We start from the raw sequence: 26,721 nt of genomic DNA on the forward strand, positions 1-26,721 counted from the left end.
AAGATTTCTCTTGAATAAAACATACTGTAAATAGAAGAACAATTCTTGAAGCAAAAACTGTTCAAAACTACTTGACAGTTACATACCCAAGGAGTTTAAATTTCTCCTTGTTAAAATTGTGACCGAACAATTTACTTTTAGAAAAGATATAAACACTCAATATAAAAAATTCATCATAAAGAGTCCTACTTCACCTGTTACTGCAATTATACGGGGAACGCTTTTTTGCTTTTTCATAAGCTTATTCCTTATTCCATGAGACATCAAAATATTCTATAATACTACTCTTTACAGTTTCATTTTCTACTGGAACAATAGTCGTTGATTTATTTCCAATTGAATTAATTGAAGATCCGAATAAATATACGAACTTTCTATCAATAATTACATATCTATCATGATTTCCCTTATTTATTTGAATTTCTAAATTACTACGCTCTCTTTTATACTTTTCGTACAATATTTTTGAGTCTCCTTGAAACTTTTCAGTGATAACACAAACTGGTCCCTTGTAATTTAATTCTTCCAATAATGAAAACAACGTGCCATCAATATAAGGATCAATTAGTTCAATTTTCTTATGGGCAGTATTCAGAATTTCTTTAACTTTTTTATATGCAGTGTAGGGATGGTTTTTTTGTATGAAAATAGGCTCTGCTGCAGGAGGATCCATACTTACAGATGCCCAAATCTCTTCAAACCAATCGGAATCTATAGTTTCCCATTGTGGATTTTTCAGATCCTCTTCAACTATCACTTTGTCGTACATTGGATTCATCCCGCTTATCTGTATATCTCTGTAGTAGATAGAAATATTGTCTTGAATAATATTGTATCCGATATTAGTAAGATAATTTTCTTCTATTTCTTTCAGTATTTTTTCTATCCAATTTGTAATACTACCGTAACCATAAGCATGTTTTAATAGAAGTATTGGCTTTGCATCTAAATTAAAAAACTTAAATAGGATATATGTCCCTCTATAGTCAATTTCATTCTCAATAAGTAAATTGTTCTTGGCAAAGATTTCTTTGCGTGAGGAAGATTCTAACCCCACTCTTACTTTTGCAAGATTGGATAGTATGTAGTGTTTTGATGATGTATCAAACAGTCCTTTCCTCTTTGTTAACTCGTATGTTGCACGAGTAATGGCATCAAGGCAGCTAATCAATTCGACTCTCGTTAATTGACTTAAAATAAGATCATTACCCGAATACTTATAGTTAATTAATTGGACTAGCCTTGTTAATTCATTATCGCTTAAACTTTTATAATTACTTATTATCTTGTTGAATAGTAAATCTAATTCTAATTGCTCATGCATATATCTCTACCTCAGCCATATTTAACTTTTCCTTTTAAAATTCAAGCTATTCTCTAACTTATATTCTGGACTTCTAATTTACTTCCCAAAGTGTGTAAAGATTTACATTCTCACTTCTCGGCCTATTTTTTACTTCTTGCACACGATCTACTTGAATAAATACCGGCATAGATAATGCTGTTCCGGAAACTATACAAGTTCCACTTGCGAGAGAAGGGATTGCTGCCTTTGAGACCCTATCTAGGGTTGGGATAGTATTATCAATCATTTCTAAATCCTTATTATTAACTAGTCTATGAATGAAATAATTGTGAATTTGCGAAATAATTGTCGGTGAAATATCAAATGGTCGTTGGCTACATATAGTTAGAAAGAAACCAAATTTCCTGCCTTCTTTTATGATTTCTTCAAATAATTCTAAACGATAATTTTGCCAACCTTTTCCCTCACTCATTATCTGATTAGAAAGAATATTATGTGCCTCATCAATAATTAAATGCACCGTTTTATCAATTTTTTCTTGTTTAGTTTGCTTCTTTTGGTTATCAAAAAGCATTTTGGCAATCAACGAGGGGATGACTTTTTTAATATCAGAATTACAATCCCTAAATGAGTATATTGTCATAATAGGAGTATGTTCATCTCTATCCTCTTCAGTAATTTCTATAATTTGTTCTAGTTCCTTAACTTTAGATTCAATCCTATGAATTAAAGGATTTATATGATCAAACTGTGCATAACGGTTTAACAAATCATTTACTAACTGTAGCTTGGAATTTATGATAAAATCATCACACCATCCCATGCCCTTCTCGTCTATGTCAGTACACCATTGAACTAGATAATCAAACCCCGATTCATCACTGTAGGTATTCTTAATATTATCGACTGTATCGAAATAACATGACCCAATAAAATATTTATTATATTTAGAATTCCATTCAATTGCTCTCATTTTGTTTAGAAAGCTTTCGTGCTCATCGCTCATCCAGTCAATTGATAAATATTCAATTACTTCTTTGATAAATTCAAAGACCTCTTTTGTAGAATGTACTAAGGATTTTGCAAATAAATTAGGAAAGTAATTTTTCAACCCCCAACCTTTCTCTTGGGCATAACTCATCCTTTTTAAAAGTCTCTTAATAAAGGGTTTTTGAGTCTGTTCTTTAGCACTAAATAAGACAGAAAGAACCTCCGGAGTATAAAAATAACTTGGAATAATTCTTAATTTATCTCTTCTATCCTCTTCATTGTTACTTAGATCAATTAGTTTTAATTCATATTCACTTAATCCAAAAACACCTTTATGCGCATACTCACCATTAAAATCAATGAGGTGAAATGAACTTTTATTTCTTAACCTTTCGGAACCAACGGTATTAATTAGCTCATAGAACAATTTAGCCAAAGTATTTGATTTTCCGCTCCCTGTATTACCCAAAATCCCTATGTGCGATGCAAAAAAAGAATTAATTGAAAAAGACACTGGAATATCTTCGTAAATTGATTGACCTATTGTAATATTAAATTCACTACCTATTGACATATCTGACTTGATTCCTGCATATATATCTAAGATTTCTTGCTTAGTAGGTACATAGACGAGGTTGCCAATCATAGGTAACTGTTTTACCCCACTATAAAATGACTTTCTGTCCAAGTAACCTAAAATTTGCACTTCAAGTATTCTAGAAATTGTACCTTTGTTATATCGATAATCTTTTTCTTGGCTCTTCTTATTATTTAATAAATCCTCAATATATTCAGCATCAATTTTACCAACCAAATCTAAAAATCCTTTTTTGATAATAACAAATGCATTTACAGAAATATTACTTATTACTTCACCTTGAAAAATAAAGGATGATTGATTCATCTCTTTGTAGACTTGAACTTTTACCCTAGTTCCCTTAACTTCAATAACACTTCCTACCTCAAGTGACATTGTCATTCTCTTAACCTCCAAATAGTAGTTTATTCAATTGCGACAAGTCTATTGGAGGCATATCTTCTGAAGGTTCAATAATTACAACATTTTTTTGATATTCGCAGTTTAACAACTGGGTAATTCCCTTACCCGAACCATGTTTAAACACAAATATATAAATTCGTAATTCCGGATTATGAAAAGACCTCTTAATTAAATTCCTGATGTGTTCATCCGCAAATGAAAAGCCAAAAACTATTAGAATAGTCTGGGGCTTTTCCAACTCATAACTTAACAACCGCAACATACTATAATAATACTCATCCAGAACTGTATTTTTAAATTTGCTTTTTTCCGGATTAATAATCATAAGCTTTTTATATTCATTAAAAAATGAATCCAGTGTTCTCCAATTCATCTCAGCAATTTCATGGATTTTTAGATCTAAACTCTCATTAATTTCATCTGCCCAGAGAAAATCATCTATACAATTCTTATCTTTTTCTTCTAAAGTTATCTTATTAGCAGCGTTCCTGATTATCTCCAATAATTTTAAATCATTACGAATTTCTATTACTTCGTGACTTCCTGACAATTGATTAAGCCAATTTACTGAACCATGACATTTAATCAAATTAATAGTAGGTAGTTCCTTATGATAATTATCAAATACACCATTACGCGAAACAGTTTTGTGGAAATTTTCCGAACTCAAAGTTCTTAAAAAGTATCCATTTCCACCATCATTAAGTATTATCGATGAATTGTTCCTCTGTTCATAATCAATAGCTCTTTCAAAAAACATATCGTAATTAGTCGTGAAAATATTAGCTCGTTTAGGAGATAATCTTGAATTTCTATAATTCATAGTGTTCATTAATCCTCTGATAAACCTCTTATAGTTACTAGTAACAAGGTATTCACATTTAACAGAGTCATCTATTAAATCATAATTTTTCTCAATTACGTTATTAAAGTAGTGTAAATAAATCAATTGTCGAACGGAGTTACTGCACTCTTTATCTGTTAATACTTTTTCTATATTACCAAGTGAAGGAAAATAAGGTACAGATGCACCCGAACCAATTAAAAAATTCACGTTTTTTTCAGAAATTTGTGTTTGTAATTCACTAAGAATAAATTCTAAATCCAAATTAACCACCATTCTTATAAGTTATTAGCATTTTATTTTACTAGGTTCTTGCTTTTCTTTATATACAAATTATCTTCGCAACTTATGTCTCTTTTTCTACTCATTAGGGTCAAAATCATCCTTTAGCTCAAAGTTTATGCTAAAGTTGTTTATCATTTTATCTTGGTTTTATTTGATAGGAATATTATACCATTTAAATACTACACACATATAAAAAACGTGGATTTCTGTATAATTTTATCAAGATTTGACAATAACATAATTGTTAGCGCAATTTGTATGTCAAAAAAACAGAAGGAGATAAAAATACTCCTTCTGTTTTTTGTATTATTCATTACATATCCGTCGTTATATATTAGATATAACTTTTTACCTCTTCAAAAAGTTCCTGTCTCTCATTTTGTGAGTAGGTTCGTACTAGATCTACAATTGCTTCAACCGTTAACCATCTACTTCCTTTAACAAAAAATGCTTTAGGTTCTCTATAAAGGGATTAGTAATAAACTCATTATCAATCCCCGCTTCAATATACAAACCTATAATTCATCGATTTGACTCTCTTCAATTTCTGCTCTTCGTAGCTTTATTTCTTGTTCAATACTTGACCAATGAAAAGTGAGAAATTCCTCCCACATATCATCCTCTTTGCTTTGACTAAAAAGTTTTAATGGAAATTCTCTTTTAACCTCATTAAATATTAATATCTTTAAAAAAATGCCTTAAAAGGTCTTTGAATGGTGAAAAACCCAAGCTATTATGTATTTCGTAAATGGCCATTTGCACTATTAACAAGCAGAAAGGAGGACTCCCAAGGTGGAGAACAAGAAATTCAAATCAAATATGGACTGGATAAAACCATATCTAGAGCATTGTGAATCACTAGGAATCTCAAAATCTATCATAAATGTGTTCATCCACTTACAGGAACAAAAGCATGAACAAGATAATAAAAAAACTTCAAATTCCCGGATATGAAACAAAAATGATAATTGCACCTCGGAAGAATGCAGAATTTCAAACTGAAAAGGTGCCGACTGGCATTCAATTATCACTTGATATAGAACTGGAATCAATTAAGCAAGTTTCAAAGAAGTAAAGTATAAACACTTCCCCTCCCGTCAATGATGATTAGCAAATACTTGATGGGAGGGGAAAGTATGACCGAGAAGTATCGTGTCGTAAGAGTCAGTTACTCTGAGGAACTATCATCAGACTCGGACCTATGGTTCAAACGTTTTATTGAGAAGGCTTTGTTGGACCATATTACCAGAGATGATTATAGACTTCGGGCTTTATTTATTAGTAAGAAATAATAATAGAAAGGGAAATAAAAATGGAGGATTACAATTTAATTGCAAAATATGGTCGGGTAAGTTCCGCTGCACAAAGTCTTGAACTGCAGCTATCTGCAGCGAAAAAATACCTTGAATCAAAAGGACTAAATGGAAATGAGGACTTTGTGATTGAGCTAACCGATCATGACGTTTCAGCTACAAAGCTGAAAATGAAGGATCGACTAAAGTTAATGGAGTTACTCCGCTTAATACAAGAAGGAAAAGTTAAAAAGGTAATTGTATATAAGCGAGATCGCTTGGCTAGAAACTTTTATGAATTCGTTGATATCACCCGGATTTTTATTAAATATAGCGTAGAAGTTATTTATACAGCGAGTAATGAACCACCATTCCGTAACAAGTTAGCACTAGAAGCGTTTTATGGAATGTTTGGGCAGATGGAAGGCGAAAATATTCGAACTCGTATCAATGACGCTCGCAAACAATATCCTTCCAGCATCTTTGGCTATAAACGGATGAAAGAAGATAAACAGGTGTATTATGTCGTAAATGAAGAAAAGCGCGATTCCATTATTACGTTATTTACCGATTTTAGTAAGGTTAAAGACGAAGAGGAATTCTTTCATTTCCTAATGAAACGTCGTAAAGGGTTAAACCAACCAGATAAACTACTGCGAATATTAACAAATGCATTTTACGCTGCACATTACGAATCGAAAAATGGATTGCAACCACTAGCGCATATAGAACCTATGGTTAGGCTGGAACTTTATTTGGGGGCGAAGGCTCAGATAGATAAGTTTCTAACTATCTATAAAGAAAAGCTTATTGAGGTTAGTAACCTTTTCATTACAACAGCATTATGTGGCAAATGCGGAAAAGAAATGAAACATCGTCAGCAAAATGCACTTGATGAAGGTTACTTCGTATGTAGTGCTAACCATAAAAGAATAATGATTACCATTAATGAATTGAATGCAGCGGTAAACAATGTTGTACTTGATCACACGGAATTTATTTCAGCACAGTTCGCCAATAAAGTCATGTCCAAATATATTGCTAAAGCAAAGAAACGATTGGAACATGAAAGGGGATTTATCACAACTAAATATCTTGATACTTCACTTGCGATATGTACACTAGGCCAAGATGGCAAATCGGCAATTCCAAAACACTTGGATCAGATTCAACTATTAAAGGACAACTCTAAAGAGCTAGGGCAAGATTTAGTTGATCTACTATCTCTAAGTAAGGAGATTAAAAGTCTGAATACTATTTTGTCACAGGGAAAACTCAATCTGTCTAAACAAGATGTTCATCGCTTAGTAGAATTGCTTGTTCATGAGGTTATTGTTCACGAAGATTATATTGGTATTGAATTATTCCTATCAACTTTTGCTAAGGAATTGGAAATTTCATGAGTAAAACAACCTCAACAAGCTATAGACGTTATTCAGACAAAAAACAAGACGGTAATCATTCTTTGGAAATTCAGAAAAGCCAAATACTACTCTTGGCTGAAAGAGAAAATCTGGAGATTGTAGCTTGGCGCACAGACAAAGCCACAAGTGCTTTTCACAATAATGCAAGTAAACGTCAAGGAATCCAATTGATTCTTGAGGATATTGAGAAGGGAGCAGAGGCAGTCTGTTTCTATGAAGAATCCAGAATTACCCGAAGTATCACTGACTTCTATAATGAAGTCTATATCCCCGTTAAAGATGAGTACCCTTATGTGAGGTTCTTCAGCACTCAATATGACGGTGAGTGGAATCCAAATGACCCTATTGTTCAAGCTAAGCTCGTTTTTGCTGCAGAAGAATCAGAAATAAAATCGGTTCGTGCAAAGGACGCTCACGGAACTCTACTAGGTAAAAACCAACGCCCCGGCTCACGTGAACCGGTTGGCTACAACATGATAGAAGGAGTACTATATCCTAATGAAGATGCACCCATTGTAGAACTCATCTTTTATCTTGCAAGTCTAGGACACTCGCAAGATCTTATAGCCGAGTATTTAAACGAATGCAAGATAACAACTAAAAACATTAAGTTTTGGAATAGCAGCACCATCGGATATGTTCTATCTAACCGTGTTTACTCTGGTCATCTAGTTTGGAATGTTAGAACAAGCTATGGAATCAGCAAACCCAAACCAGAGAGCAAGATTGATCTCTTGAAACATGCCCATGAACCCATTGTGAGTCCAACGCTTGTTCATTTAGTAAATCAAATCAGCGAATTGAAGGCACGATTCGGTACAATGAGTACACCTTATTATCTTCGTGGTATAGCAAAATGCAAAAAATGTGGCTCCTTGCTTCAAGCTAAGGACAATTCTCCAAAAGGCAAAAAGGGCCAATATATGATTTATCGTTGTACAGAATGCAAAAAAACTTCATCTATTATTCCGGTTCATGAAGCTGTCTTAAACGATTTACAACGGAAGTGGGTTAACCAATCAACAACCTTTGCAACAAGTGCCAGAGAGCAGCTGAAGATCTGGTCTGCCAAACTTCATAAGGAAAAAAATAAATTGAAACAGCTTCTGGATAAAGCTCTTTATAATGAGAATATGCTTAAATCTGATATAGCTACCAATAAGCTCTTAGCTGAAGCATTTACTGTCTCACAAAAGCACTTACAAGATGAAATCGCGTATATCAATAGTACAATGGATGAAATCAATCGGTTACAAGAAGATGACTATCTTGCTATATTTATGAAAGAATTGATACAAAAAAGCTTTTACGACTTTGCAGATACAGAGTTGCGTGTCTTCTTCCTCATGTACTTCGATGAAGTCATTATTGATTTTGAAAAGAACAACGATATCCAAATCAGCTATCGTCTTTCGCCTTTTGTTACATTAGAAGCGACCACTGGTCAGCTAACCGAATAAATTGGCAAAAGAGAGAATTGGACTGGGTAAGAAACCGAAATTTATATCAACAATAAATTTAAACGTCTACGTTTGATGTCACCTACTCTCAAAAATCCTTGATATCAACGCTTTTTGGGAGTAGCCTTTCGGTTAACTGACCATCTAAGAATTCTTAGATGGGTAAAAAACCGAACTATATATTTACTTTATGGTCAAAAAACCGAAACTTTAAACACAAGATAAATTTATAATTTTTCACTAAAAGTATTCAAATATGAAAATATCAAGATGAATTATATTGTAAATAAAAAGCGAAAACCGCAGATGTTACCAAGCCATGTCAAAGATAATGGCTTGGTAGTCCTGCGGTTTTTAATATAAAAGGGGTAAATGATAGCAGTCAAACAAAAATATAATTGGATTACTATATAAGACCTAAGCATCACCCACTGGACTCAGTAGCATTCTCACTGGAGCATATACACGGTACTCGTCACTTACTGGAAGTTATTTATCTGAATATAGAAATAAGAGAAAAACTTAGTTGAACATTAGTTTTAATTAGTTTTTAGAATAAGGTTTACTTCATTTCACTTTGTATGAGAGATTCGTTGTTTTTTTAAGTTAGGTTTATCTACAATAATCAATCTTTGATTACATCTAAAATATCCTTAAAATCATTTTTTTTAATATCATTAAATGACCTGCCTATTTTATTTTGTAATAAGCTCATAAAGCTACTTGTTGAGGGAATTATTGATACCAACTTTCTTTTTTCAAGTGCAAATTCGGCAATCATTTCGGATGGAAGTTCTGCACTTTTAATGCCATTCTCCATTTCCTTCCCTCTATTATTCCAGTACGTTATGTAAGATAAACGCTTATTAAAATTATAAATATCCGCTTCAAAATTTGCATATACATTCTCTTCCCTATAATATTTAACGTCATCTTTGTTAACAATAATGAACAATAGCTTTTCATTAAAATTATGATCCTTCATCAACTCTGTAATTTCATACATACAATTTAAAGATTCTAAATATTTACTAGTAACAATTGAAACGACATAATCATGATTTCTAATTGTTTTCATAAATTCATCCAAATCGTCTCTATATTGAGTTATGTTTATGTCTCTACTTACGCTAATATCATCATGTTTATTTAAACTTTCCTCAACAATATTTGCAAGGTCAGCATCAGCATGACAATATGAAAGGAATACGGTTTTTGTTTTCATTTCTGCTAATTCTCCATTCGGGTGAATTTTATAAGGAGTACCATTTACTTTGACTAACTCCATAGATTTTTCAATAGAAATATAACCAAGTTTCTTGCCTTCCAATTGAAAAGGTTCAAATATATAGTTTACGTTGACATTTAAAAGTTTTAACGCTTTTTCTACTTGGAAAGGGATTGAATAATTTTTAACTCTCAGCGTCTGGCCATCATCATGTACACCCAATATAATATCGCCCCCGTTTTCATTTGAGAAAGCAGCAATATATTTGGCTGCTTTTTCAGTAGTTAAAACTGGGTGTATATAGATTTTGTTATTTCTATCGCTGTTTCTTATAGCTTGTATAATTTCATCTTTTGTTCTCAATATTGTTACACCTCAGACTTTTATAATTTCCTAAGAGGAATCTTTGAGATACCTGTTGTTTTGAGAAGATCACCCAATGTTATGTTCTTTTGCTCAGTACCGTTATCTGTCCATAACTCATACTCCGTACTATCAAGAACTTCTAATTCTCCTTCATCATAAAAAATAATTTGGTCACCATCAGTTGGACGAATGACAATTGTTAGTTCTTCTTCATCTTTTTTAATAGGGAATATCGTTTCAGTGTATTGGTTAGCTTTCCATTCATCTAAAGTTGTTGGAAGACTATATCGCTGTGATTTTTTTAAGTAGCTATAGACATTCGAAACACTTCTTTCTAATAAGGCCTCGAAATACTTTCGCATTTCAGGCGTAGAGGTTACAACATGCTTTAATAAAGCTCTTATTTGTTCGAGATCTAATTGTGGGTTTGCTAAAATATTTTTAATTTGCTGGTGGTTGCTTATGAGTTCATCTAAACCTTCCATATCTATTCCATTTCGTTCAACCTTTTCAGCAATTTTCATTCTTCTTAAAGTTTCTTCAGGTGTAGATAACAGCATTCTTTTGGATAGACTCTTAGGAAGGAAATCTTCGGATAATTTAGGTTCCTGCAAAAAGAAATCGGTCAGTTTATTAAAAGTCAGTTGTACTTCATTGGTTCTCTCTGCTTGATTAACAGTCTCTTCTGAAAGAATAGCAGTGACTTTAAGTTCTATTATGTCAGCACATGATTTTGTATCTTTCAGTTTCAAAGGATTATTTTGATAATAGGAATCAAATGCTGAAATGTTACGATTCAATAACTTCTTTTTATAGGATGAATCTAACTCAAATAAAATCGCTTTTATTTCTTCATTGATATTTGAATCGTAAAAGACATTGGTGATCATCTGAAAATTCTTTTCTTGCGTAGGAACAAATGCAGATATAATTACCTCTTCCATACTCTCATCATCAACCCATAACGAATAAAATCTATTTAACCATTCGCATGTTTTAAATTCGTCTTTGAAATACCCGTTAAATTCCGTAATATTCATTTCTTTAAGCATCGAATTAAACTGTTTTAAATAGTAGTTACCACCAAATACCTTTCTCCAACCTAAGAAGGTCTCTCTTGTAGGTATATTAACGTACCCACCATCAGTAAATAATTCCCAAAATAAAAGGTCATTGCCTCCCTTTTTTGCTTTCGGTAGATGAATCTGAATGTCCCCAGAATCATCTAAATAAGACATTCTTTCGTAATCAGAAGAAGGGTTGTTAATCGGAATAAGCGGCTTTTTCTCTATATAACCAGTAATTTCATCATAGCAATATTTTTGGAGACCAGAATACTGGCGATTTTTTAATAAACATATGTTGAATTCACTTCTAGTGTTTACATTATCAGTGCAATAATCTATCAGTATTTTATATAAAGAAACAGCTTCTTCAATTATTTTTTTGTTCTCTGCGTTACCATCTCTTATAGCGTTTCGATCTATTTCAACATCAAAAAGATCAGAATTCACAATGATAGGAAATGAGTATTCCTCACTTCCTATTAATGGGAAGTTACAAAATAACTTAGGCATATTCTCAGGAGTAGTTAAGAAAGATAATAATTTAGTATCGAAATTATATGTAACAGGGCAAGCGATTGTTACGTTGTTCCGTTTTAGATAGAGAATATACTTCGGAGTATCGTTATCAACATTGTTAGTCTTTATAGAGAAAATAATTCTATCTAACGGAGAAGGGAAAGAATTGGTAGTTTCTCTTTCATAAATTTGGCCATTATAATTTATTGAATTTATATTTTGATTAAATGCCAAAAGATAGGGTAATGTTGCTATTAAATCTTCTACCCCCTGTTTTACTGCTGCTAGTGATTCAGGGGTTCCGTTTAGATTGTAAATGAATTTTGTTTTATTTGTTTTCTCCACAGCTTCATTAGTGCTACGGTTTAAAATATCCAACTTACCTAACATTTCTTCTGTTTTACTTCTAATATCGAGATAGTCTCCATTAGTACGATCAATGGTAAAATTCATATCAGTCCAGATACCATTTTCGCAAATAAAAGTCCCTTCAATTTCAACAATCTCTGATAATAAAAAAGTAGACATAAATCCTGTACCAAATTTCCCTGTCAATTTTTCTTCAGATAGTTGTTTTTCAGAACACTGAGTTATTAACGAGAATAAATTATCATATGAAAAAGGTGTTCCATCATGACTGAAGGATATTCTACCATCCGCAATTTCTAAAGATATGTTAATCGAACTGTCTCTAGGTGTACAATCTGAAGCATTTTGAATTAATTCCCATATCCATCTGCGTCGAATTTCATTTTTCTTTGCCTCATCAGATTCTTTTATATTTTTTAATTCATTGTATATTTTACTTGTGCTAGTATTTAATGCAATTTTGAAATATTTATCTTTTGTCAAAACGTGACCTTCCTTCTATGTGATTATTTGAATTACTAGTAAATAAAAGCTATTTGTATGAGGTCGAGTAAGCTCGATCCACTTAATTTATCTTCCATCACTTAATTTTAATGCCAAATTGCTGTTTCTAGTTGTATTTATGATTTATCTATATATTCTATTTTACACAAACCTAACGACCTATGTTATTCATAATTCTTTAATCAACCCCAACCTTTGGCCAAATAATAAAAACAGAAGGGGAAAAGCTTCATAACTTTTTTATCCGATTAACCTTTTTTATATAACTACAACAGGAACTTGTATCTGTACATATCTATAATTCAAGTACGTACTTTCATAAACTTATTACTGCACAGTATAAAGTTTACTGCGCAATTCAATAGTCAGTCTGCTCTATTGGGAAAGACTGAGAGAATTGATGAGCTTATTTTTAGATTACTTAATTTTTTTTAAAACTTTTTAATAAATGTCTATCGTTGGGGTTAAAACGGAGAATTTCAGCTAGTATAATGTTTCAGAATTACCCCAAAGATTCACAAAACAACAAGATTAATTAAATAACCAAATTAAGGAGAGAAAACAATAATGGAAAAAACAAAAGAATTTACAACTTGGGAATCACTACCTGACACCATTACAGCAAAGCACATTGCTTCATATCTAGATATCTCTAGAAGAAGAGTTTACGAGTTATGTCAAAAACACTTAGATGATGGAGGCATCCCACACTTCAAAATTGGTGCTTCTATAAGAGTCGATAAATCAGACTTTAATCAGTGGATTATACAATTGAAAAACAGATAAATAAATTTATTTATATAAAACAAGGAAGAGAGGTTATTACTTTGCAAGGTTATTTTTTTAAAAGAGGTTGCAAGTGCAATTTAGGAAATTGCACTTGTAACAAGAAGTGGACTTACGTCATTGATGTGGGTATTAATCCTGAAAATGGTAATAGAAGACAAAAAACTAAGGGGGGGTTTTTGACAGAGCAAGATGCTCGTATGGCTGCTGAAGCATATCTAAGAAAAATAAAAAACGGGGATTTCATTGATGAAGATATCATCTTTAAAGATTTTACTCAGAAGTGGTTAACATACTATATTGATAGAAATGCCCCTAAGCCCGGTACTATAGATAATAGGGAATATAGTATTAGTAAATTAATGCCTTACTTTGCCTATCTAAAGGTAAAAGATATTAAAGAAAAACAATATCAAGATGCATTGGATGACCTAAAGAGTAAAGGTTTAGCTAAAAGTACGTTAGAAGGTATTCATACTACAGGGGGAATGATATTAAAATTTGCCAAAAATAAAAAACTATTAGATGAAAATCCAGCAGTAAATGCCTTTATTAGAAAGGATAAACAAATAATCATTGAGGAAGAGGAAGAACTGCCAAAGTTCTTTGAAAAAGAAGAACTTTTAAAATTCTTAGATACCGCTATAGAAAAGGGACTATATATGGATGATGTTATATTTACTACTCTAGCCCGAACTGGTATGCGTGTCGGAGAACTGGTATCACTCCAATGGAAAGATATTGACTTTAAGGCTAAAACAATTCGAATTACCAAAACTTACTATAACAAGAAAAACAATACTGTTAACTATCAACTTGTTCCACCAAAAACTTTAAGATCACGTCGCAAAATAGCGATAGATTCAACAGTAATAAAAGCATTAAAAAAACACAAAACAGAGCAGGAGTTATTGATACGACGTTTAGGGGAGAAGTACTCAGACTACGGATATGTTTTTGCTAACTTCCACCGATATCCGGGATTTCCCCTTTTAATTAAGACTGTTGAATACAGAATGAATAGGTTATTAAACTTATCAAAACTAAACACAAAACTTACTCCACATTCACTTCGGCATACACATACGTCCCTTCTTGCTCAAGCTGGGGCGACTCTAGAAGAGATTATGGATCGTTTAGGTCATGATGACGAAGAGGTAACTAGAAAAGTATATCTTCATTTCACAACCGAAGTGAAAAGGGCAGTTTCAGATAAATTAAGTGATTTATTAGAAGAGTGAGGTTTTTCACTTCTTCGAAAGCAAATTTTACCATTTGCTTTCATTTACATAGAATTATTGTTCATTATATTTTAAGCTAACAGCTATTTCATTCAACTTCTTTCATTGGTGTTACTAAAATACTAACCCAACTTCTCCATAATCCCACATCTTAACCCAAGGAAAAGTACCCTCTGGTAATTCAAAAAGTCTTTGCTCTAAATGTTTAATTGGCTCTTTCAAACCTGTACATCCATTAATGAAAGTCGCTGGATGTACCTTTACCTCTCTACCAGTATCATTAAAATATATAAAATTAATTTGCACTTCTCCTAGTGATTTTTTTGAGCTTAATCTACTTCATTTTTCTTCAATTTTAGCGGAAGGGTTATCCAATTGCAAAGTGGGAATAATGATGGCTGTAACAAAATTCATTAAGAAAGCGAGGTTATTGAATTAAATGAAAGGTCATTTCTACCGGAGGAACTGCACTTGCAAGAAGAAAAAATGTACTTGTGGTTCAAAGTGGGCTTTCACCATTGATGTAGGATTTGATCCAATCACCGGTAAGAGAAAGCAGAAAGTAAAAAGCGGCTTTAGTACTAAACAAGAAGCTGAAGAATTTGCTACCACTCTAGTTCATGAATTGAACCAAGGAACATATCTAGAGGAAACAGATAAGACTTTTAGCGATTTTGCAAAAGAGTGGCTTCCTGTCTACAGCGAAGCAAAAGACGTAAAACCCGGAACAATCCGAGTACGAGAACATGAAATTAGTAAGTTGTTACCTTATTTTTCACAGTTGAAATTAAAAGACATTAACAGAAAAATGTATCAAGATGCTCTAAATGACCTAAAAGAACAAGGATACTCAGACAGTACAAGAGATGGAGTCAACCGTACAGGTAGAATGATTTTTCGTAAGGCATTAGAATTGGAGCTGCTCAAAAAGGATCCGACTGAGTTTGCTTATGTAAAGAAAGATAAGAAAACGATTGAACAGTTGGAAGAAGAGGAAATTCCCAATTATCTTGAAAAAGAAGATCTAGCCCTATTTTTAAAAACAGCCAAAGATTATGGTCTGGGGCATGATGCTCTGATGTTTTTAATTCTGGCCTATACCGGGATTAGGGTAGGGGAACTGGTTGCTCTCAAGTGGAAAGATATTGATTTCATTAACTATACGATAAGCATAACCAAGACGTATTACAACCCGAACAATAATACCTTGGTGTATCAATTGCTCCCACCCAAAACAAGAAAATCAAGGAGGAAAATTGTAGTGGATGAAGATGTTATCAACGCTTTGAAAGAACATAAAGTGATTCAGAATAAAGTCATTGAAAAATTAGGCAACCAATACTATGACAAAGACTTTATCTTCGCTAAGATGGAGCGTCAATTCGGTTATCCCATCGTCATAAAAAATGTGCGAGACCGAATGAAAAGGTTGCTTAGGTTAGCTGGCTTAAATGAAGAGTTAACTCCGCATAGTTTAAGGCATACTCATACGTCACTTCTTGCTGAAGCTGGTGTCTCACTAGAACAAATTATGGATCGCCTTGGTCATTCAGATGATCAAATCACAAAAAATGTGTATCTCCACGTAACCCAAGAAATGAAAAAAGAAGCCTCTCAAAAGTTCGCTGAACTCATGAGAAGCCTCCGTTAATTTACCTCAATGTTAGCAAAATGTTAGCATTTCACTCTCACCTTACTCAAAAACCCACTTATATCAAGGGTTTGAGGGCGTTATTACATCATGCCGCCCATTCCACCCATTCCGCCCATGTCAGGCATTGCAGGGCCAGCATTTTCTTCTGGTTTGTCTGCAACAACTGCTTCTGTTGTTAAGAACATAGCTGCAACAGATCCAGCGTTTTGAAGTGCTGAACGTGTCACTTTTGTTGGGTCTACAATTCCGCTTTCGATCATGTTTACCCATTGGCCATTGGCAGCGTTGAATCCTGTTCCAACAGGCTCATGTTTTAAGCGTTCTACGATTACAGATCCTTCAAGACCTGCATTGTGTGCGATTTGGCGAACTGGTTCTTCAATTGCACGCAGTACGATGTTAATACCAGTAGCTTCATCGCCTTCTGCTTGAATAGCAGCGATTTTGTTGTATACGTTAAGAAGTGCTGTTCCACCACCTGCTACGATACCTTCTTCAACTGCAGCGCGAGTAGAGTTTAATGCATCTTCAATACGTAGTTTACGTTCTTTTAATTCTGTTTCAGTAGCTGCTCCAACTTTTACTACTGCAACTCCGCCTGCAAGCTTAGCAAGACGCTCTTGTAATTTTTCACGGTCAAATTCAGAAGTTGTTTCTTCCATTTGCGCACGGATTTGGTTGATGCGGGCAGCGATTTGTTCTGATTCGCCAGCGCCTTCTACAATTGTTGTATTTTCTTTTGTTACAACAATTTTTGCAGCTTTACCTAAAGAATCAATCGTTGCAGATTTAAGGTCTAAGCCTAAATCTTCTGTAATCACTTGTCCGCCAGTAAGAATAGCAATATCTTCTAACATTGCTTTACGACGATCGCCAAAACCAGGTGCTTTAACTGCTACTGCAGTGAATGTTCCGCGAAGTTTGTTTACTACCAATGTAGCATTTGCTTCACCTTCTACATCTTCCGCAACAATTAATAATGGTTTTCCTTGTTGTACTACTTGTTCTAGTACTGGCAAGATTTCTTGAATGTTAGAAATCTTTTTATCTGTAATTAAGATATATGGATTTTCAAGAACAGCTTCCATTTTATCTGAATCAGTTACCATGTAAGGAGATACATATCCACGATCGAACTGCATACCTTCCACTACATCTAATTCTGTTGTGAAACCTTTTGATTCTTCAATAGTGATAACACCATCGTTGCCAACACGTTCCATTGCTTCAGCAATTAATTGTCCAACTTCTTCGTCAGCAGAAGAGATTGCAGCAACTTGTGCAATAGATGCTTTTCCTTCAATTGGTTTTGAAATTGCTTTTAGCTCTGCAATAGCAGTTGCAATTGCTTTGTCAATTCCTTTGCGGATACCCATTGGGTTAGCACCAGCAGTTACGTTTTTTAATCCTTCGCGAATCATTGCCTGCGCAAGCACTGTTGCAGTTGTTGTACCGTCCCCTGCAACATCATTTGTTTTGCTCGCAACTTCTGCCACTAGTTTTGCACCCATGTTTTCAAATGCATCTTCTAATTCAATTTCTTTTGCAATTGTTACACCATCATTTGTAATTAGGGGAGAACCATATTTTTTTTCTAATACAACGTTGCGCCCTTTCGGTCCAAGTGTTACTTTAACAGCATTTGCAAGTGCATCTACACCACGCAGCATTGCACGGCGAGCTTCTTCACTAAATTTAATGTCTTTAGCCATTTTGTAAAACCTCCTCAAATTTTTTATCCATATTTTTTCGTTCATTTTTGATCAAAATAAGTTTATGAAAATGTATTAGCCTACGATCGCTAAGATATCACTTTCACGAAGAATTAAGTATTCTTTTCCTTCATATTTCACTTCAGTTCCAGAATATTTTGAGAAGATGATGCGGTCATCTACTGAAACTTCTAGATCGATTCGTTCACCGTTATCTAATACACGACCAGTACCTACAGCTACTACTTTGCCTTCTTGAGGCTTCTCTTTAGCAGAGTCTGGCAATACAATGCCACTTGCAGTTTTTTCTTCTGTTTCAACAAGCTCAATAATAACACGATCTCCTAATGGCTTTAACAAGTGAAACAACCTCCTCAAATTATATGTAATTATTTTTTATTAGCACTCGTTTACCTCGAGTGCTAACACAAGTATTATATTAATTAATCTTCGTTCATTTTGCAAGAGTCATGCTCTATTTTTTACAAATTTCATTCTCCCTTAACAATTTTCACCTTTAAGAGTATATACTTGTTCTTTTGTTTTATGCATTATTCTTTTTAAGTGCTTCCATTTGAAACATATAGCCACTTATTAGTACAATAAAGAGTACGGACATTTCCAACCATTGCAATGGCATGATCTAATGCTCTTGCTTTATATTCTAAAAAGAACGCGTTAACAAAGGAGCATAATATAGTGAAAAAAGAATATTGGATTATTTTGCTTGCCTATATCGCCATGCAGTTTTCTTCTCTTATTGGATTGCCTTTTATCTATTTAATTGGAGAAGCAGCAGGCTATAAACAGCAAGACATTCAGTTGCCCTCATTAGTAATTTGGCTCGTATTCAGCTTTGCAGTCACGTTATTGATTGTATTGCTTTTATTGCGCCATGAAATAAAAAATCCGATGCGGCAAGAAGCTGCTCCGATAAATTCTTCCATAATCTGGGCTATAGGAGGCATCTTTCTTTCCTTATTTGCACAAAGTATTGCAGGAATGATCGAAAGGCTAATTGGTATAGAGGCTGGTTCCCAAAACACAGAACATTTAATGAAAATAGTGGAGTATTCTCCTGTTGTCATCATTGTTATCAGTATTATTGGACCGATACTGGAAGAGATCGTTTTTCGAAAAATTATCTTTGGTGCGCTGTATAAGCGCTTAAATTTCTTTTTATCCGCATTAATCAGTTCTGTTGTTTTTGCAATAGCACACAGTGAGCTTGTTCATATTCTTTTATATACAAGTATGGGATTTATCTTTGCTTTTTTATATGTAAAAACAAAAAGAATACTTGTACCTATTTTTGCTCATGTTTCTATGAATACCTTAGTGGTGATCATTCAATTAAATCAGGAGCATCTACAAAAATGGATGGAACAGGCAAATCAGATTTCACATTTTATTGGAGGATTTTAGATGAGGCAATCAGCTTTATTTTCTGGTTTTATCTATCTCCTTTTAGGAGTAGTGTTTACCTATTTTGCAATTCAGAATATCCAAACAAATAATGGATGGGGTTTTCTTACATATGTATTAATCTTATTGGCAACCTTTGATATAGGTTCCGGAATTCGAATTATTGCTTTTCATTTTATCAACAAGAAAAAAGATAAATAACTGTTTACAGCAGGTCTCTGTTATCAACACTTTAAGGCGCAACCTCATTTAGGTGCGCCTCTATTTATTTATTCTTCTACATCTATTGTTGGATAATGTTTTAAAAAATAAACAAGCGACTGCAATTCAACGGCTAAATCGATATGATGAATACGAACACTTGGGGGTACACTTAATCGAGCAGGTGTGAAATTAAGAATTCCTTTTATCGAACTATTAACTAAACGATCTGTAATGGTTTGGGCAACAGGTGCCGGAACAGTTAAAATTGCTACTTGAATATCATTCTCTTTAATAACTTTTTCTAAATCATCCATATGATAAATAGTGACATCACTAATTTTTTCGTTTATTTTTTCTTCCACTATATCAAATGCTACTTCGATTTTTGTATTATTATTTTTCAGAAAATTATATTTCAAAAAGGCTACGCCTAAATTACCTACACCTATTAACGCAACTTTTGTCAGCTCATCTTGATCCAATGTTTTACGGAAAAAAGAAAGCAAATAATTAACATTATAGCCGTATCCCTTTTTCCCTAATGCACCAAAATAGGAAAAATCTCTTCTAATTGTAGCAGAGTCAACCTTAACTGCTTCACTCAATTCTGCAGAAGAAACACGCTGCTTGCCGGAAGAATGCAGGTTCTTCAAAAATCGATAATATAATGGCAGCCGCTTAGCAGTTGCTTGCGGAATCTTCATTACCTCATTATTCATGCTTATCCCCTACCTGTTATTTTAATAAGAAAAGCGTAAGCGCCGCCTTGGTAATTGCCGTCCGGGCTGCATATTATGTACGCAGTGAAGGTATAACGACTAACTGCGCCACAGCCTTATGTCTTTGTCGCTTCTTTACTCGCATCCTTCGAGCCTGTGACTACACCGGCACTTGCACGTCCTGTAAGTCCGCGCTAGACACTTATCTAATTTTATAAAGTATATTTCTCCCCTAAAAAAGGGCCCGTCTCATTAGAGACAGAACATCAGGATGAATATTCATCCTCTCTATTAAAATCGCCATTTTTGCCGCCGGTTTTTTCCATTAAATATGTTTTTCCTATTATCATCCCTTTATCAACACTTTTGCACATATCATAGACGGTCAACGCTGTAACAGATGCAGCTGTCAATGCTTCCATTTCCACACCTGTATTTCCTACTGTTTTCACTTTTACCGTAACTATCAATGTATAGTAGTTGAATTCTTCTTCTTGCCACGTATAAGAAATATCAACACCAGTCAATTGAATAGGATGGCACATTGGAATAATATCCGATGTTTTCTTTGCTGCCATAATTCCTGCAACTTGGGCAACAGCTAATACATCTCCCTTTTTAAATGTTTGCTTTGTTATCTTTTCATATATATCATGATTAACTTTTATGCTAGATTTCGCTATTGCGGTGCGAGCGGTTTCATCTTTTCCGCTTATATCCACCATTTTTGCTCTTCCTTCATCATTAAAATGTGTAAATTCACTCATAATACAACACCTCTATGGAAAATGATACACTATTTTTCATCCAATGTGTAACTATTATCCTTTTTTATCTATTTCTCTTTTAACATGTTAGAAAGAGTAAAAAGATGCATAGCCAACCAAAAGAATAAGATAATGCTCAAAATGTGATCAAGGAAATGACACTTTATTGCAGTATTACTCTTTTTTGGGTTACACTTAATATACATATCGTCTGAGGTGAAGCAAATGATTTTATTACAAGTAAATCAGTTATCCAAATACTTTGGAGCTGATCTCATCTTATCAAATATAAAATTAGAAGTGCAAACAAGGGATAGAATTGCACTTGTCGGAAGAAACGGCGCTGGGAAATCAACCCTTTTAAAAATGATCGCTGGTCATTTATCTTATGATGCTGGAGAAATAATAAAACCGAAAACAGTTGAAATTGGCTATCTAGCCCAAAATACGGGACTTGAATCCACATTATCCATATGGGATGAAATGCTTACAGTTTTTAAAGGATTAAAAAAACAGGAATCGGAGCTTAGAAATTTAGAACAACAGATGTCAGACCCAAATACTATCGCACAAAAAAGTATGTTTGAAAAAATACTAAAAGAATATGATAAATTACAATTTGATTTTAAAGAAAGCGGAGGGTATCAATATGAGGCAGATATCCGTTCTGTACTTCATGGTTTAAATTTCGGCGCATTTGATTATTCTACAAAGATTTCCAGTTTAAGCGGAGGGCAAAAAACAAGACTAGCCCTTGCAAAATTGTTATTAACAACACCGGATATTTTAATATTGGACGAGCCTACTAACCATTTAGATATAGAAACATTATCATGGCTGGAACAATATTTACAAGGGTATAAAGGCGCTGTGCTTATTGTATCCCATGATCGCTATTTCTTGGATAAAGTAGTCTCCCAAGTTTACGAATTATCGAGGCATTTTATAAAGAAGTTTATCGGAAATTACAGCGCTTATCTTGACAAAAAGGCTGAAAATTATGAACGTGAAATGAAGCTTTTTGAAAAACAGCAAGATGAGATCGCAAAGCTGGAATCCTTTATCCAAAAAAATTTGGCACGTGCCTCCACTACAAAAAGAGCACAAAGCAGACGCAAAAAGTTAGAACGAATGGATCGAATGGATCGTCCAGATGGAGAAGAAAAGTCAGCTTCTTTTGGATTTACTATCACAAAACAAAGCGGTAACGATGTATTAAAAATCAAGGAATTATCAATCGGCTACGATAAAAATATTATTGCTGAAAATATTAATTTCCAAATTAATCGTGGAGACAGCATTGCATTAGTTGGACCAAATGGTGTTGGTAAATCTACCTTGTTAAAGACTATCATTTCTAAAATTCCAAACTTTTCTGGTTCTATATCATTTGGTTCCAATGTTATGATTGGCTACTATGATCAAGAACAAGCAGAGCTTTCTTCCAATAAGAGAGTATTAAATGAACTTTGGGATGAATTTCCTCTAAAACCTGAAAAGGAAATAAGAACGGTACTAGGAAATTTTTTATTTTCGGGAGACGATGTTCTTAAAACGGTAAGTTCCTTAAGCGGAGGGGAAAAAGCCAGACTCGCGTTAGCTAAATTGATGATGGAACAGACCAATGTTTTAATATTGGATGAACCAACAAACCATCTTGATTTAGACAGCAAAGAAGTATTAGAAAATGCATTAATTGACTTTCCCGGAACAATTCTTTTTGTATCACATGATCGCTATTTTATTAACCGTATTGCCACAAAAATAATAGAATTACAGCAGGAAGGATCAGCCGAATTTTTAGGCGACTACGATTATTATGTAGAGAAAAAACTGGAACAAGAGGAATTATTAGAACTAGGATCTCCCCTTGAAACCAAGAAGGCATCTTCTCCTGAAAATGATAAAAGTTCTTATCAATTAGATAAGGAAGCAAAAAAACTGGAGCGTCAGCGATTAAGAAGAATTGAAGAAATCGAAATAAAAATAGAGGATTTAGAAAAAAAGGTAACATACAATGAACATCTATTATGTGAGCCCTCTATTTTTCAAGATCATGAGAAGGTTTTGGAACTCAATAAGGAAATAGAAACTTTTAAAAATCAGATAGAGATGCTTATGGATGAGTGGACAGAATTATCAGATAAGTAAAAAGTACTGGATAGAATTCTATCCAGTACTTTTTTTCCACAACTTTATCCACAAGATAATAGTTATTATATTAGCTTTCCACATGTTTATTCACATTATCCACATTTTATTTATAAATTATCCACATTATCCACAGTTTTCTAAATTTTTTTTACTATTATCCACACAAAAAACCCTGTATTATACAGGGATTTTGTCCTACTTTTATTTAATTGTGGATAGTTATATCTAAGCTTGGATTGCCATTTAAATTTAAGGCTGCCCGTTGCCCTTTTTGATAAAATACAGTTCCTGCAGCAGCTATCATTGCTGCATTATCTGTGCATAAAGATAATGGCGGAATACTTAGTTTAATCTCTGGCAATGTCTGAAAAGCTTGTTCCAGTGTATTTCTAAGTCCTTTATTTGCAGCCACTCCTCCAGCCAGCAGAACTTGTTTCACTTCAAACTCTTTTGCAGCCTGCACTGTTTTCGAAACAAGCACATCCACAACACTTGCTTGAAAGCTTGCCGCAAGATCTTCTGGTTTAATTGTTTCTCCACGTTGTTCTGCGTTATGCACAGTGTTGATAACTGCTGATTTTAATCCACTAAAACTAAAATCATACGTCCCTTCGATCCAGGCACGAGGCAATTTAATCGTTGGATTGCCATTTTGGGCTAACAGATCAATATGCGGCCCGCCAGGATAAGGTAAATTTAATGTTCTCGCCACTTTATCATACGCTTCCCCTGCAGCATCATCCCTAGTTTCCCCAATCACTTCAAAATGACCATGTTCCTTCATATAAACTAACTCTGTATGACCACCAGATACAACCAGTGATAATAGCGGAAATTCCAACTTGTCCACAAGCTGATTCGCATAAATATGTCCTGCAATATGATGAACTCCCACAATGGGGATATCATGTGCAAAACTGATCGCCTTTGCTGCATTCACACCAATCAATAATGCTCCCACAAGTCCAGGTCCTTCGGTTACTGCTATAGCATCCAAGTCTTCATATCCAACATTGGCACGAGCAATAGCTTCTTCTATGACCAAGGTAATTTGTTCTACATGGTGTCTTGAAGCAATTTCAGGGACTACTCCGCCAAATCTCTTATGACTTTCAATTTGAGAAGCAACAATATTTGAAAGTATTTCTGACCCGTTTTTAACTACAGATACTGCTGTTTCATCACAACTAGTTTCAATTCCTAAAATCAACTTATCCTTTGTCATTATATCTTCACCCACATAACTAATGCATCCTCATGATTATCTGTATAATAATTTTTTCTTATTGCCCCATCTTGAAAATTCAATTTTCTATACAGATTTTGAGCGATCTTATTGGATACTCTAACTTCTAAGGTCATCGTAACAGCACCCTTTATTTTCGCTTCATGCATAATTTTTTTTAACAGTTTTTCTCCTAATTTTTTCCCTCTATATGCTTGTAAAATCGCAATATTTGTAATATGTGCTTCATCCACCACAATCCATACTCCACAATATCCTACTAAATAATTATCATGCTCTATTACCACATATGTAGCAAAACGATTTTGTGTTAATTCATTGTAGAAGGCTTCTCTGCTCCATGGGGTAGTAAAAGACATTGTTTCAATTTTATATACTTCTTCAATATCTTCAACTGTCATATAACGAAAATCAAAATTACCCATTAACCCCTATCTTCCTTTTTTTCTTTTTTATTTGCCTTCAACCAATTTGCTTCTGCCTCTGCCATTCGAATATATTCAGGAATAAAAGTGTGTATATCTCCAGCTTCTTTATCCTTTCCCAGCATAGCTAAAACAGATGGTCTCGGATTATAATCTATTGGATCAGCCAGTATTGCCTGTTCTCCCAAACTGGATAATATAACTTCCTCATGTAAAGGAAGGTCATTACCTACAAATAATAGCTTCTTCTGATCTTCTTTTAGCTGCTCTACCCAATCTGTCGTTAAGATCAATTGATCTTGTTTTATCTGTTTATATTTTCCCCCTGAAAAATAATAGACACCTGTATAGATTTGACCTCTTCTTGCATCAAATAGCGGCACTACATTTCCATCAAAATACCTGCCGGCAGATGCAGCCAGCACTTCTAGACTGGATAAGCCTACTAAAGGAATCTTTAATGTCCACGCTAATGTTTTAGCAATTGTAACGCCAATTCTAACTCCAGTATACGATCCTGGCCCTTTGGCTACTACAATTTTAGTCAATTCTTTCGGCTTGATCTCACATTCTTTCATAAGCTGTTCAATCGCAGGCATTGCTCTGACAGAATGATTTTTCTTTAGATTGGTTATATATTCACCTATTACTTTTCCATTGTCTAGTATCGATATTCCCAAGACAAAATTAGAAGTATCAATCGCAAGTACTTTCATTAAAATAGCTCCTCACATAATTGCATATACCTTGTTCCATTTGGAGAAAAAACAATTTTTCTTCCAGTCTCTTTGTCATAGTATAAACAAATTTTCAAATATTCTTCTGGGAGTTGATCTTGAATTAAATGGGCCCACTCTACCACACAAACACCATTGCCATCAAAATATTCATCAAACCCTAAATCTTCAAATGAATCCTTTACCCGGTATACATCCATATGATAAAGTGGGAGATTTCCAAAATATTCTTTAATTATAGTAAAAGTAGGGCTGTTTACGGTTTTGGTTATATGCAGGCCCTTTGCCAGCCCCTTTGTAAAGGTTGTTTTTCCGGCACCTAAATCGCCTTCCAACGTTATGACATCCCCTTTTTGTAATAACGCTGCCAGTCTTTCTGCTATTATCATTGTATCCTCTGGGTTCATTGCAATCCATTCATATTTTTTCATGTACGACCACCTAATTTTATCGATTTTAGTCATATGCTTTATTATACTCAATTCATTTGTCAGTCTAAAGAAAGAATAAGCTTTTATTGTTTCATTTATATAATTTGCATGAAAATAGCATAAAGTGAAACTGCCGCAAATTCTTTTTACTGTATGTTATGTTGCAAACATTTCATCAAAATGATGCATAACAAGCAATTTTATCATTTCCTATACAAGAACAAAAGCGCAAGCGCCTTGATCATCGCCGTACAAACTGGAAGGGCTTCGACTGAGATAAAGGAAACACGATGAGCGTAAGCGAATCGATGTTGACTTATCGTAGGGAGATGACCTGAAGTTTGATAGGCGATAGGCGCTGGAGCTGGACGCAGACCATACTGCTTAGTTATCCACAACTCTATTTCGTTTATAATTTCCTGTACAATAAAAAATCCTTAGGCTATCCTAAGGATTTTTTATTATACGGTTGTTTTATTGCGGGGGCAGGATTTGAACCTACGACCTTCGGGTTATGAGCCCGACGAGCTACCAGACTGCTCCACCCCGCGACGTTAATATAATAATTT

General features: G+C 34.0%; 24 protein-coding genes and 1 tRNA gene. 10 read left to right on the top strand and 15 right to left on the bottom strand.

Annotated features, from left to right (window positions below; all coding sequences use genetic code 11):
• Positions 1-241: 241 nt before the first annotated feature.
• The 3 genes from ACTYBU_RS21870 to ACTYBU_RS21880 all read right to left on the bottom strand — a co-directional run bounded on the left by ACTYBU_RS21870 (position 242) and on the right by ACTYBU_RS21880 (position 4,404).
• Complete coding sequence (locus ACTYBU_RS21870; RefSeq protein ID WP_445493099.1) at positions 242-1,324, bottom strand: hypothetical protein; 1,083 nt, start codon at positions 1,322-1,324, stop codon at positions 242-244.
• Between the two features lie 73 nt (positions 1,325-1,397).
• Positions 1,398-3,275 (bottom strand): ATP-binding protein, encoded by a 1,878-nt coding sequence (locus ACTYBU_RS21875; RefSeq protein ID WP_445493101.1) that lies wholly within the window; start codon positions 3,273-3,275, stop codon positions 1,398-1,400.
• Between the two features lie 4 nt (positions 3,276-3,279).
• Entirely contained in the window at positions 3,280-4,404 is a 1,125-nt protein-coding gene (locus ACTYBU_RS21880; protein WP_445493103.1) for a hypothetical protein, read from the bottom strand.
• Positions 4,405-5,138: 734 nt separating this feature from the next.
• Between ACTYBU_RS21880 and ACTYBU_RS21885 the strand changes: the two genes are divergently transcribed.
• From ACTYBU_RS21885 to ACTYBU_RS21900, 4 genes are all read left to right on the top strand, one after another.
• A complete protein-coding gene (locus ACTYBU_RS21885) occupies positions 5,139-5,279 on the top strand; it encodes a hypothetical protein (RefSeq protein WP_445493104.1) in 141 nt (46 codons plus the stop codon).
• 59 nt (positions 5,280-5,338) lie between these two features.
• Positions 5,339-5,500 carry a hypothetical protein gene (locus ACTYBU_RS21890; protein ID WP_445493106.1) on the top strand — a complete coding sequence of 54 codons (162 nt, stop codon included), beginning with the start codon at positions 5,339-5,341 and terminating at the stop codon, positions 5,498-5,500.
• 237 nt (positions 5,501-5,737) lie between these two features.
• Positions 5,738-7,120, top strand: coding sequence for a recombinase family protein (locus ACTYBU_RS21895; protein WP_445493108.1), 1,383 nt, complete (start codon positions 5,738-5,740; stop codon positions 7,118-7,120).
• Positions 7,117-8,601, top strand: coding sequence for a recombinase family protein (locus tag ACTYBU_RS21900; protein WP_445493110.1), 1,485 nt, complete (start codon positions 7,117-7,119; stop codon positions 8,599-8,601). Before ACTYBU_RS21895 ends, ACTYBU_RS21900 begins: the two co-directional genes overlap by 4 nt.
• Positions 8,602-9,226: 625 nt before the next feature.
• Here ACTYBU_RS21900 and ACTYBU_RS21905 read toward each other — a convergent pair.
• Both ACTYBU_RS21905 and ACTYBU_RS21910 read right to left on the bottom strand, forming a co-directional pair.
• Positions 9,227-10,192: a TIR domain-containing protein gene (locus ACTYBU_RS21905; protein ID WP_445493112.1), complete on the bottom strand. Its 966-nt coding sequence runs from the start codon at positions 10,190-10,192 to the stop codon at positions 9,227-9,229.
• 20 nt (positions 10,193-10,212) lie between these two features.
• Complete coding sequence (locus tag ACTYBU_RS21910) at positions 10,213-12,630, bottom strand: sacsin N-terminal ATP-binding-like domain-containing protein (RefSeq protein ID WP_445493113.1); 2,418 nt, start codon at positions 12,628-12,630, stop codon at positions 10,213-10,215.
• Positions 12,631-13,218: 588 nt separating this feature from the next.
• Between ACTYBU_RS21910 and ACTYBU_RS21915 the strand changes: the two genes are divergently transcribed.
• Positions 13,219-13,437: a helix-turn-helix domain-containing protein gene (locus ACTYBU_RS21915; RefSeq protein WP_445493115.1), complete on the top strand. Its 219-nt coding sequence runs from the start codon at positions 13,219-13,221 to the stop codon at positions 13,435-13,437.
• Complete coding sequence (locus ACTYBU_RS21920) at positions 13,410-14,678, top strand: site-specific integrase (RefSeq protein ID WP_445493117.1); 1,269 nt, start codon at positions 13,410-13,412, stop codon at positions 14,676-14,678. Before ACTYBU_RS21915 ends, ACTYBU_RS21920 begins: the two co-directional genes overlap by 28 nt.
• A gap of 114 nt (positions 14,679-14,792) precedes the next feature.
• On the opposite strand, the gene ACTYBU_RS21925 is transcribed toward ACTYBU_RS21920, so the two are convergent.
• Positions 14,793-14,984, bottom strand: coding sequence for a hypothetical protein (locus ACTYBU_RS21925; RefSeq protein ID WP_445493119.1), 192 nt, complete (start codon positions 14,982-14,984; stop codon positions 14,793-14,795).
• Positions 14,985-15,117: 133 nt separating this feature from the next.
• On the opposite strand from ACTYBU_RS21925, the gene ACTYBU_RS21930 reads away from it, so the two are divergent.
• Entirely contained in the window at positions 15,118-16,329 is a 1,212-nt protein-coding gene (locus ACTYBU_RS21930; protein WP_445493120.1) for a site-specific integrase, read from the top strand.
• A gap of 83 nt (positions 16,330-16,412) precedes the next feature.
• On the opposite strand, the gene groL is transcribed toward ACTYBU_RS21930, so the two are convergent.
• Together groL and groES are read right to left on the bottom strand one after the other, a co-directional pair.
• Positions 16,413-18,044 carry a chaperonin GroEL gene (gene groL / locus ACTYBU_RS21935; RefSeq protein WP_445493122.1) on the bottom strand — a complete coding sequence of 544 codons (1,632 nt, stop codon included), beginning with the start codon at positions 18,042-18,044 and terminating at the stop codon, positions 16,413-16,415.
• Positions 18,045-18,119: 75 nt separating this feature from the next.
• Positions 18,120-18,404, bottom strand: coding sequence for a co-chaperone GroES (groES, locus tag ACTYBU_RS21940; RefSeq protein WP_445493124.1), 285 nt, complete (start codon positions 18,402-18,404; stop codon positions 18,120-18,122).
• Positions 18,405-18,743: 339 nt separating this feature from the next.
• On the opposite strand from groES, the gene ACTYBU_RS21945 reads away from it, so the two are divergent.
• Positions 18,744-19,469, top strand: a complete 726-nt coding sequence (locus ACTYBU_RS21945; protein ID WP_445493126.1) for a lysostaphin resistance A-like protein — start codon at positions 18,744-18,746, stop codon at positions 19,467-19,469.
• Positions 19,470-19,670, top strand: coding sequence for a YdiK family protein (locus ACTYBU_RS21950; protein WP_445493128.1), 201 nt, complete (start codon positions 19,470-19,472; stop codon positions 19,668-19,670). It abuts the gene before it with no gap.
• A gap of 68 nt (positions 19,671-19,738) precedes the next feature.
• Here the strand turns inward: ACTYBU_RS21950 and ACTYBU_RS21955 are convergent, their stop codons facing one another.
• On the bottom strand, positions 19,739-20,392 hold the full coding sequence (locus ACTYBU_RS21955) for a redox-sensing transcriptional repressor Rex (RefSeq protein WP_445493129.1): 654 nt from the start codon (positions 20,390-20,392) through the stop codon (positions 19,739-19,741).
• A 266-nt stretch (positions 20,393-20,658) separates the two neighbouring features.
• Positions 20,659-21,159 (bottom strand): cyclic pyranopterin monophosphate synthase MoaC, encoded by a 501-nt coding sequence (gene moaC / locus ACTYBU_RS21960; protein WP_445493130.1) that lies wholly within the window; start codon positions 21,157-21,159, stop codon positions 20,659-20,661.
• Positions 21,160-21,384: 225 nt separating this feature from the next.
• Here moaC and ACTYBU_RS21965 point away from each other — a divergent pair, with 225 nt between their 5' ends.
• Positions 21,385-23,310: an ABC-F family ATP-binding cassette domain-containing protein gene (locus ACTYBU_RS21965; RefSeq protein ID WP_445493131.1), complete on the top strand. Its 1,926-nt coding sequence runs from the start codon at positions 21,385-21,387 to the stop codon at positions 23,308-23,310.
• A 208-nt stretch (positions 23,311-23,518) separates the two neighbouring features.
• On the opposite strand, the gene tsaD is transcribed toward ACTYBU_RS21965, so the two are convergent.
• The 5 genes from tsaD to ACTYBU_RS21990 form a co-directional block, all read right to left on the bottom strand.
• Positions 23,519-24,538, bottom strand: a complete 1,020-nt coding sequence (gene tsaD, locus ACTYBU_RS21970) for a tRNA (adenosine(37)-N6)-threonylcarbamoyltransferase complex transferase subunit TsaD (RefSeq protein ID WP_445493132.1) — start codon at positions 24,536-24,538, stop codon at positions 23,519-23,521.
• Positions 24,538-24,984 carry a ribosomal protein S18-alanine N-acetyltransferase gene (gene rimI, locus ACTYBU_RS21975; RefSeq protein ID WP_445493135.1) on the bottom strand — a complete coding sequence of 149 codons (447 nt, stop codon included), beginning with the start codon at positions 24,982-24,984 and terminating at the stop codon, positions 24,538-24,540. Before rimI ends, tsaD begins: the two co-directional genes overlap by 1 nt.
• Entirely contained in the window at positions 24,984-25,700 is a 717-nt protein-coding gene (gene tsaB, locus ACTYBU_RS21980) for a tRNA (adenosine(37)-N6)-threonylcarbamoyltransferase complex dimerization subunit type 1 TsaB (protein ID WP_445493137.1), read from the bottom strand. The genes rimI and tsaB overlap by 1 nt, the downstream gene beginning before the upstream one ends.
• Positions 25,700-26,152 carry a tRNA (adenosine(37)-N6)-threonylcarbamoyltransferase complex ATPase subunit type 1 TsaE gene (gene tsaE, locus ACTYBU_RS21985; protein WP_445493139.1) on the bottom strand — a complete coding sequence of 151 codons (453 nt, stop codon included), beginning with the start codon at positions 26,150-26,152 and terminating at the stop codon, positions 25,700-25,702. Before tsaE ends, tsaB begins: the two co-directional genes overlap by 1 nt.
• Before the next feature lie 477 nt (positions 26,153-26,629).
• Positions 26,630-26,703: transfer RNA gene (locus ACTYBU_RS21990), tRNA-Met, on the bottom strand.
• Positions 26,704-26,721: the final 18 nt, after the last annotated feature.

It is taken from the genome of Niallia sp. 03133, from assembly GCF_052663225.1.

What these genes read in the sequence shown, in the direction of transcription:
- ACTYBU_RS21870 (WP_445493099.1), bottom strand. Translation starts at nt 1,324, where the DNA reads ATGCATGAGCAATTAGAATTAGATTTACTATTCAACAAGATAATAAGT.
- ACTYBU_RS21875 (WP_445493101.1), bottom strand. Translation starts at nt 3,275, where the DNA reads ATGACAATGTCACTTGAGGTAGGAAGTGTTATTGAAGTTAAGGGAACT.
- ACTYBU_RS21885 (WP_445493104.1), top strand. Translation starts at nt 5,139, where the DNA reads ATGGTGAAAAACCCAAGCTATTATGTATTTCGTAAATGGCCATTTGCA.
- ACTYBU_RS21890 (WP_445493106.1), top strand. Translation starts at nt 5,339, where the DNA reads ATGAACAAGATAATAAAAAAACTTCAAATTCCCGGATATGAAACAAAA.
- ACTYBU_RS21895 (WP_445493108.1), top strand. Translation starts at nt 5,738, where the DNA reads ATGGAGGATTACAATTTAATTGCAAAATATGGTCGGGTAAGTTCCGCT.
- ACTYBU_RS21900 (WP_445493110.1), top strand. Translation starts at nt 7,117, where the DNA reads ATGAGTAAAACAACCTCAACAAGCTATAGACGTTATTCAGACAAAAAA.
- ACTYBU_RS21915 (WP_445493115.1), top strand. Translation starts at nt 13,219, where the DNA reads ATGGAAAAAACAAAAGAATTTACAACTTGGGAATCACTACCTGACACC.
- ACTYBU_RS21930 (WP_445493120.1), top strand. Translation starts at nt 15,118, where the DNA reads ATGAAAGGTCATTTCTACCGGAGGAACTGCACTTGCAAGAAGAAAAAA.
- groL (WP_445493122.1), bottom strand. Translation starts at nt 18,044, where the DNA reads ATGGCTAAAGACATTAAATTTAGTGAAGAAGCTCGCCGTGCAATGCTG.
- ACTYBU_RS21950 (WP_445493128.1), top strand. Translation starts at nt 19,470, where the DNA reads ATGAGGCAATCAGCTTTATTTTCTGGTTTTATCTATCTCCTTTTAGGA.
- ACTYBU_RS21955 (WP_445493129.1), bottom strand. Translation starts at nt 20,392, where the DNA reads ATGAATAATGAGGTAATGAAGATTCCGCAAGCAACTGCTAAGCGGCTG.
- moaC (WP_445493130.1), bottom strand. Translation starts at nt 21,159, where the DNA reads ATGAGTGAATTTACACATTTTAATGATGAAGGAAGAGCAAAAATGGTG.
- ACTYBU_RS21965 (WP_445493131.1), top strand. Translation starts at nt 21,385, where the DNA reads ATGATTTTATTACAAGTAAATCAGTTATCCAAATACTTTGGAGCTGAT.
- tsaD (WP_445493132.1), bottom strand. Translation starts at nt 24,538, where the DNA reads ATGACAAAGGATAAGTTGATTTTAGGAATTGAAACTAGTTGTGATGAA.
- rimI (WP_445493135.1), bottom strand. Translation starts at nt 24,984, where the DNA reads ATGGGTAATTTTGATTTTCGTTATATGACAGTTGAAGATATTGAAGAA.
- tsaB (WP_445493137.1), bottom strand. Translation starts at nt 25,700, where the DNA reads ATGAAAGTACTTGCGATTGATACTTCTAATTTTGTCTTGGGAATATCG.
- tsaE (WP_445493139.1), bottom strand. Translation starts at nt 26,152, where the DNA reads ATGAAAAAATATGAATGGATTGCAATGAACCCAGAGGATACAATGATA.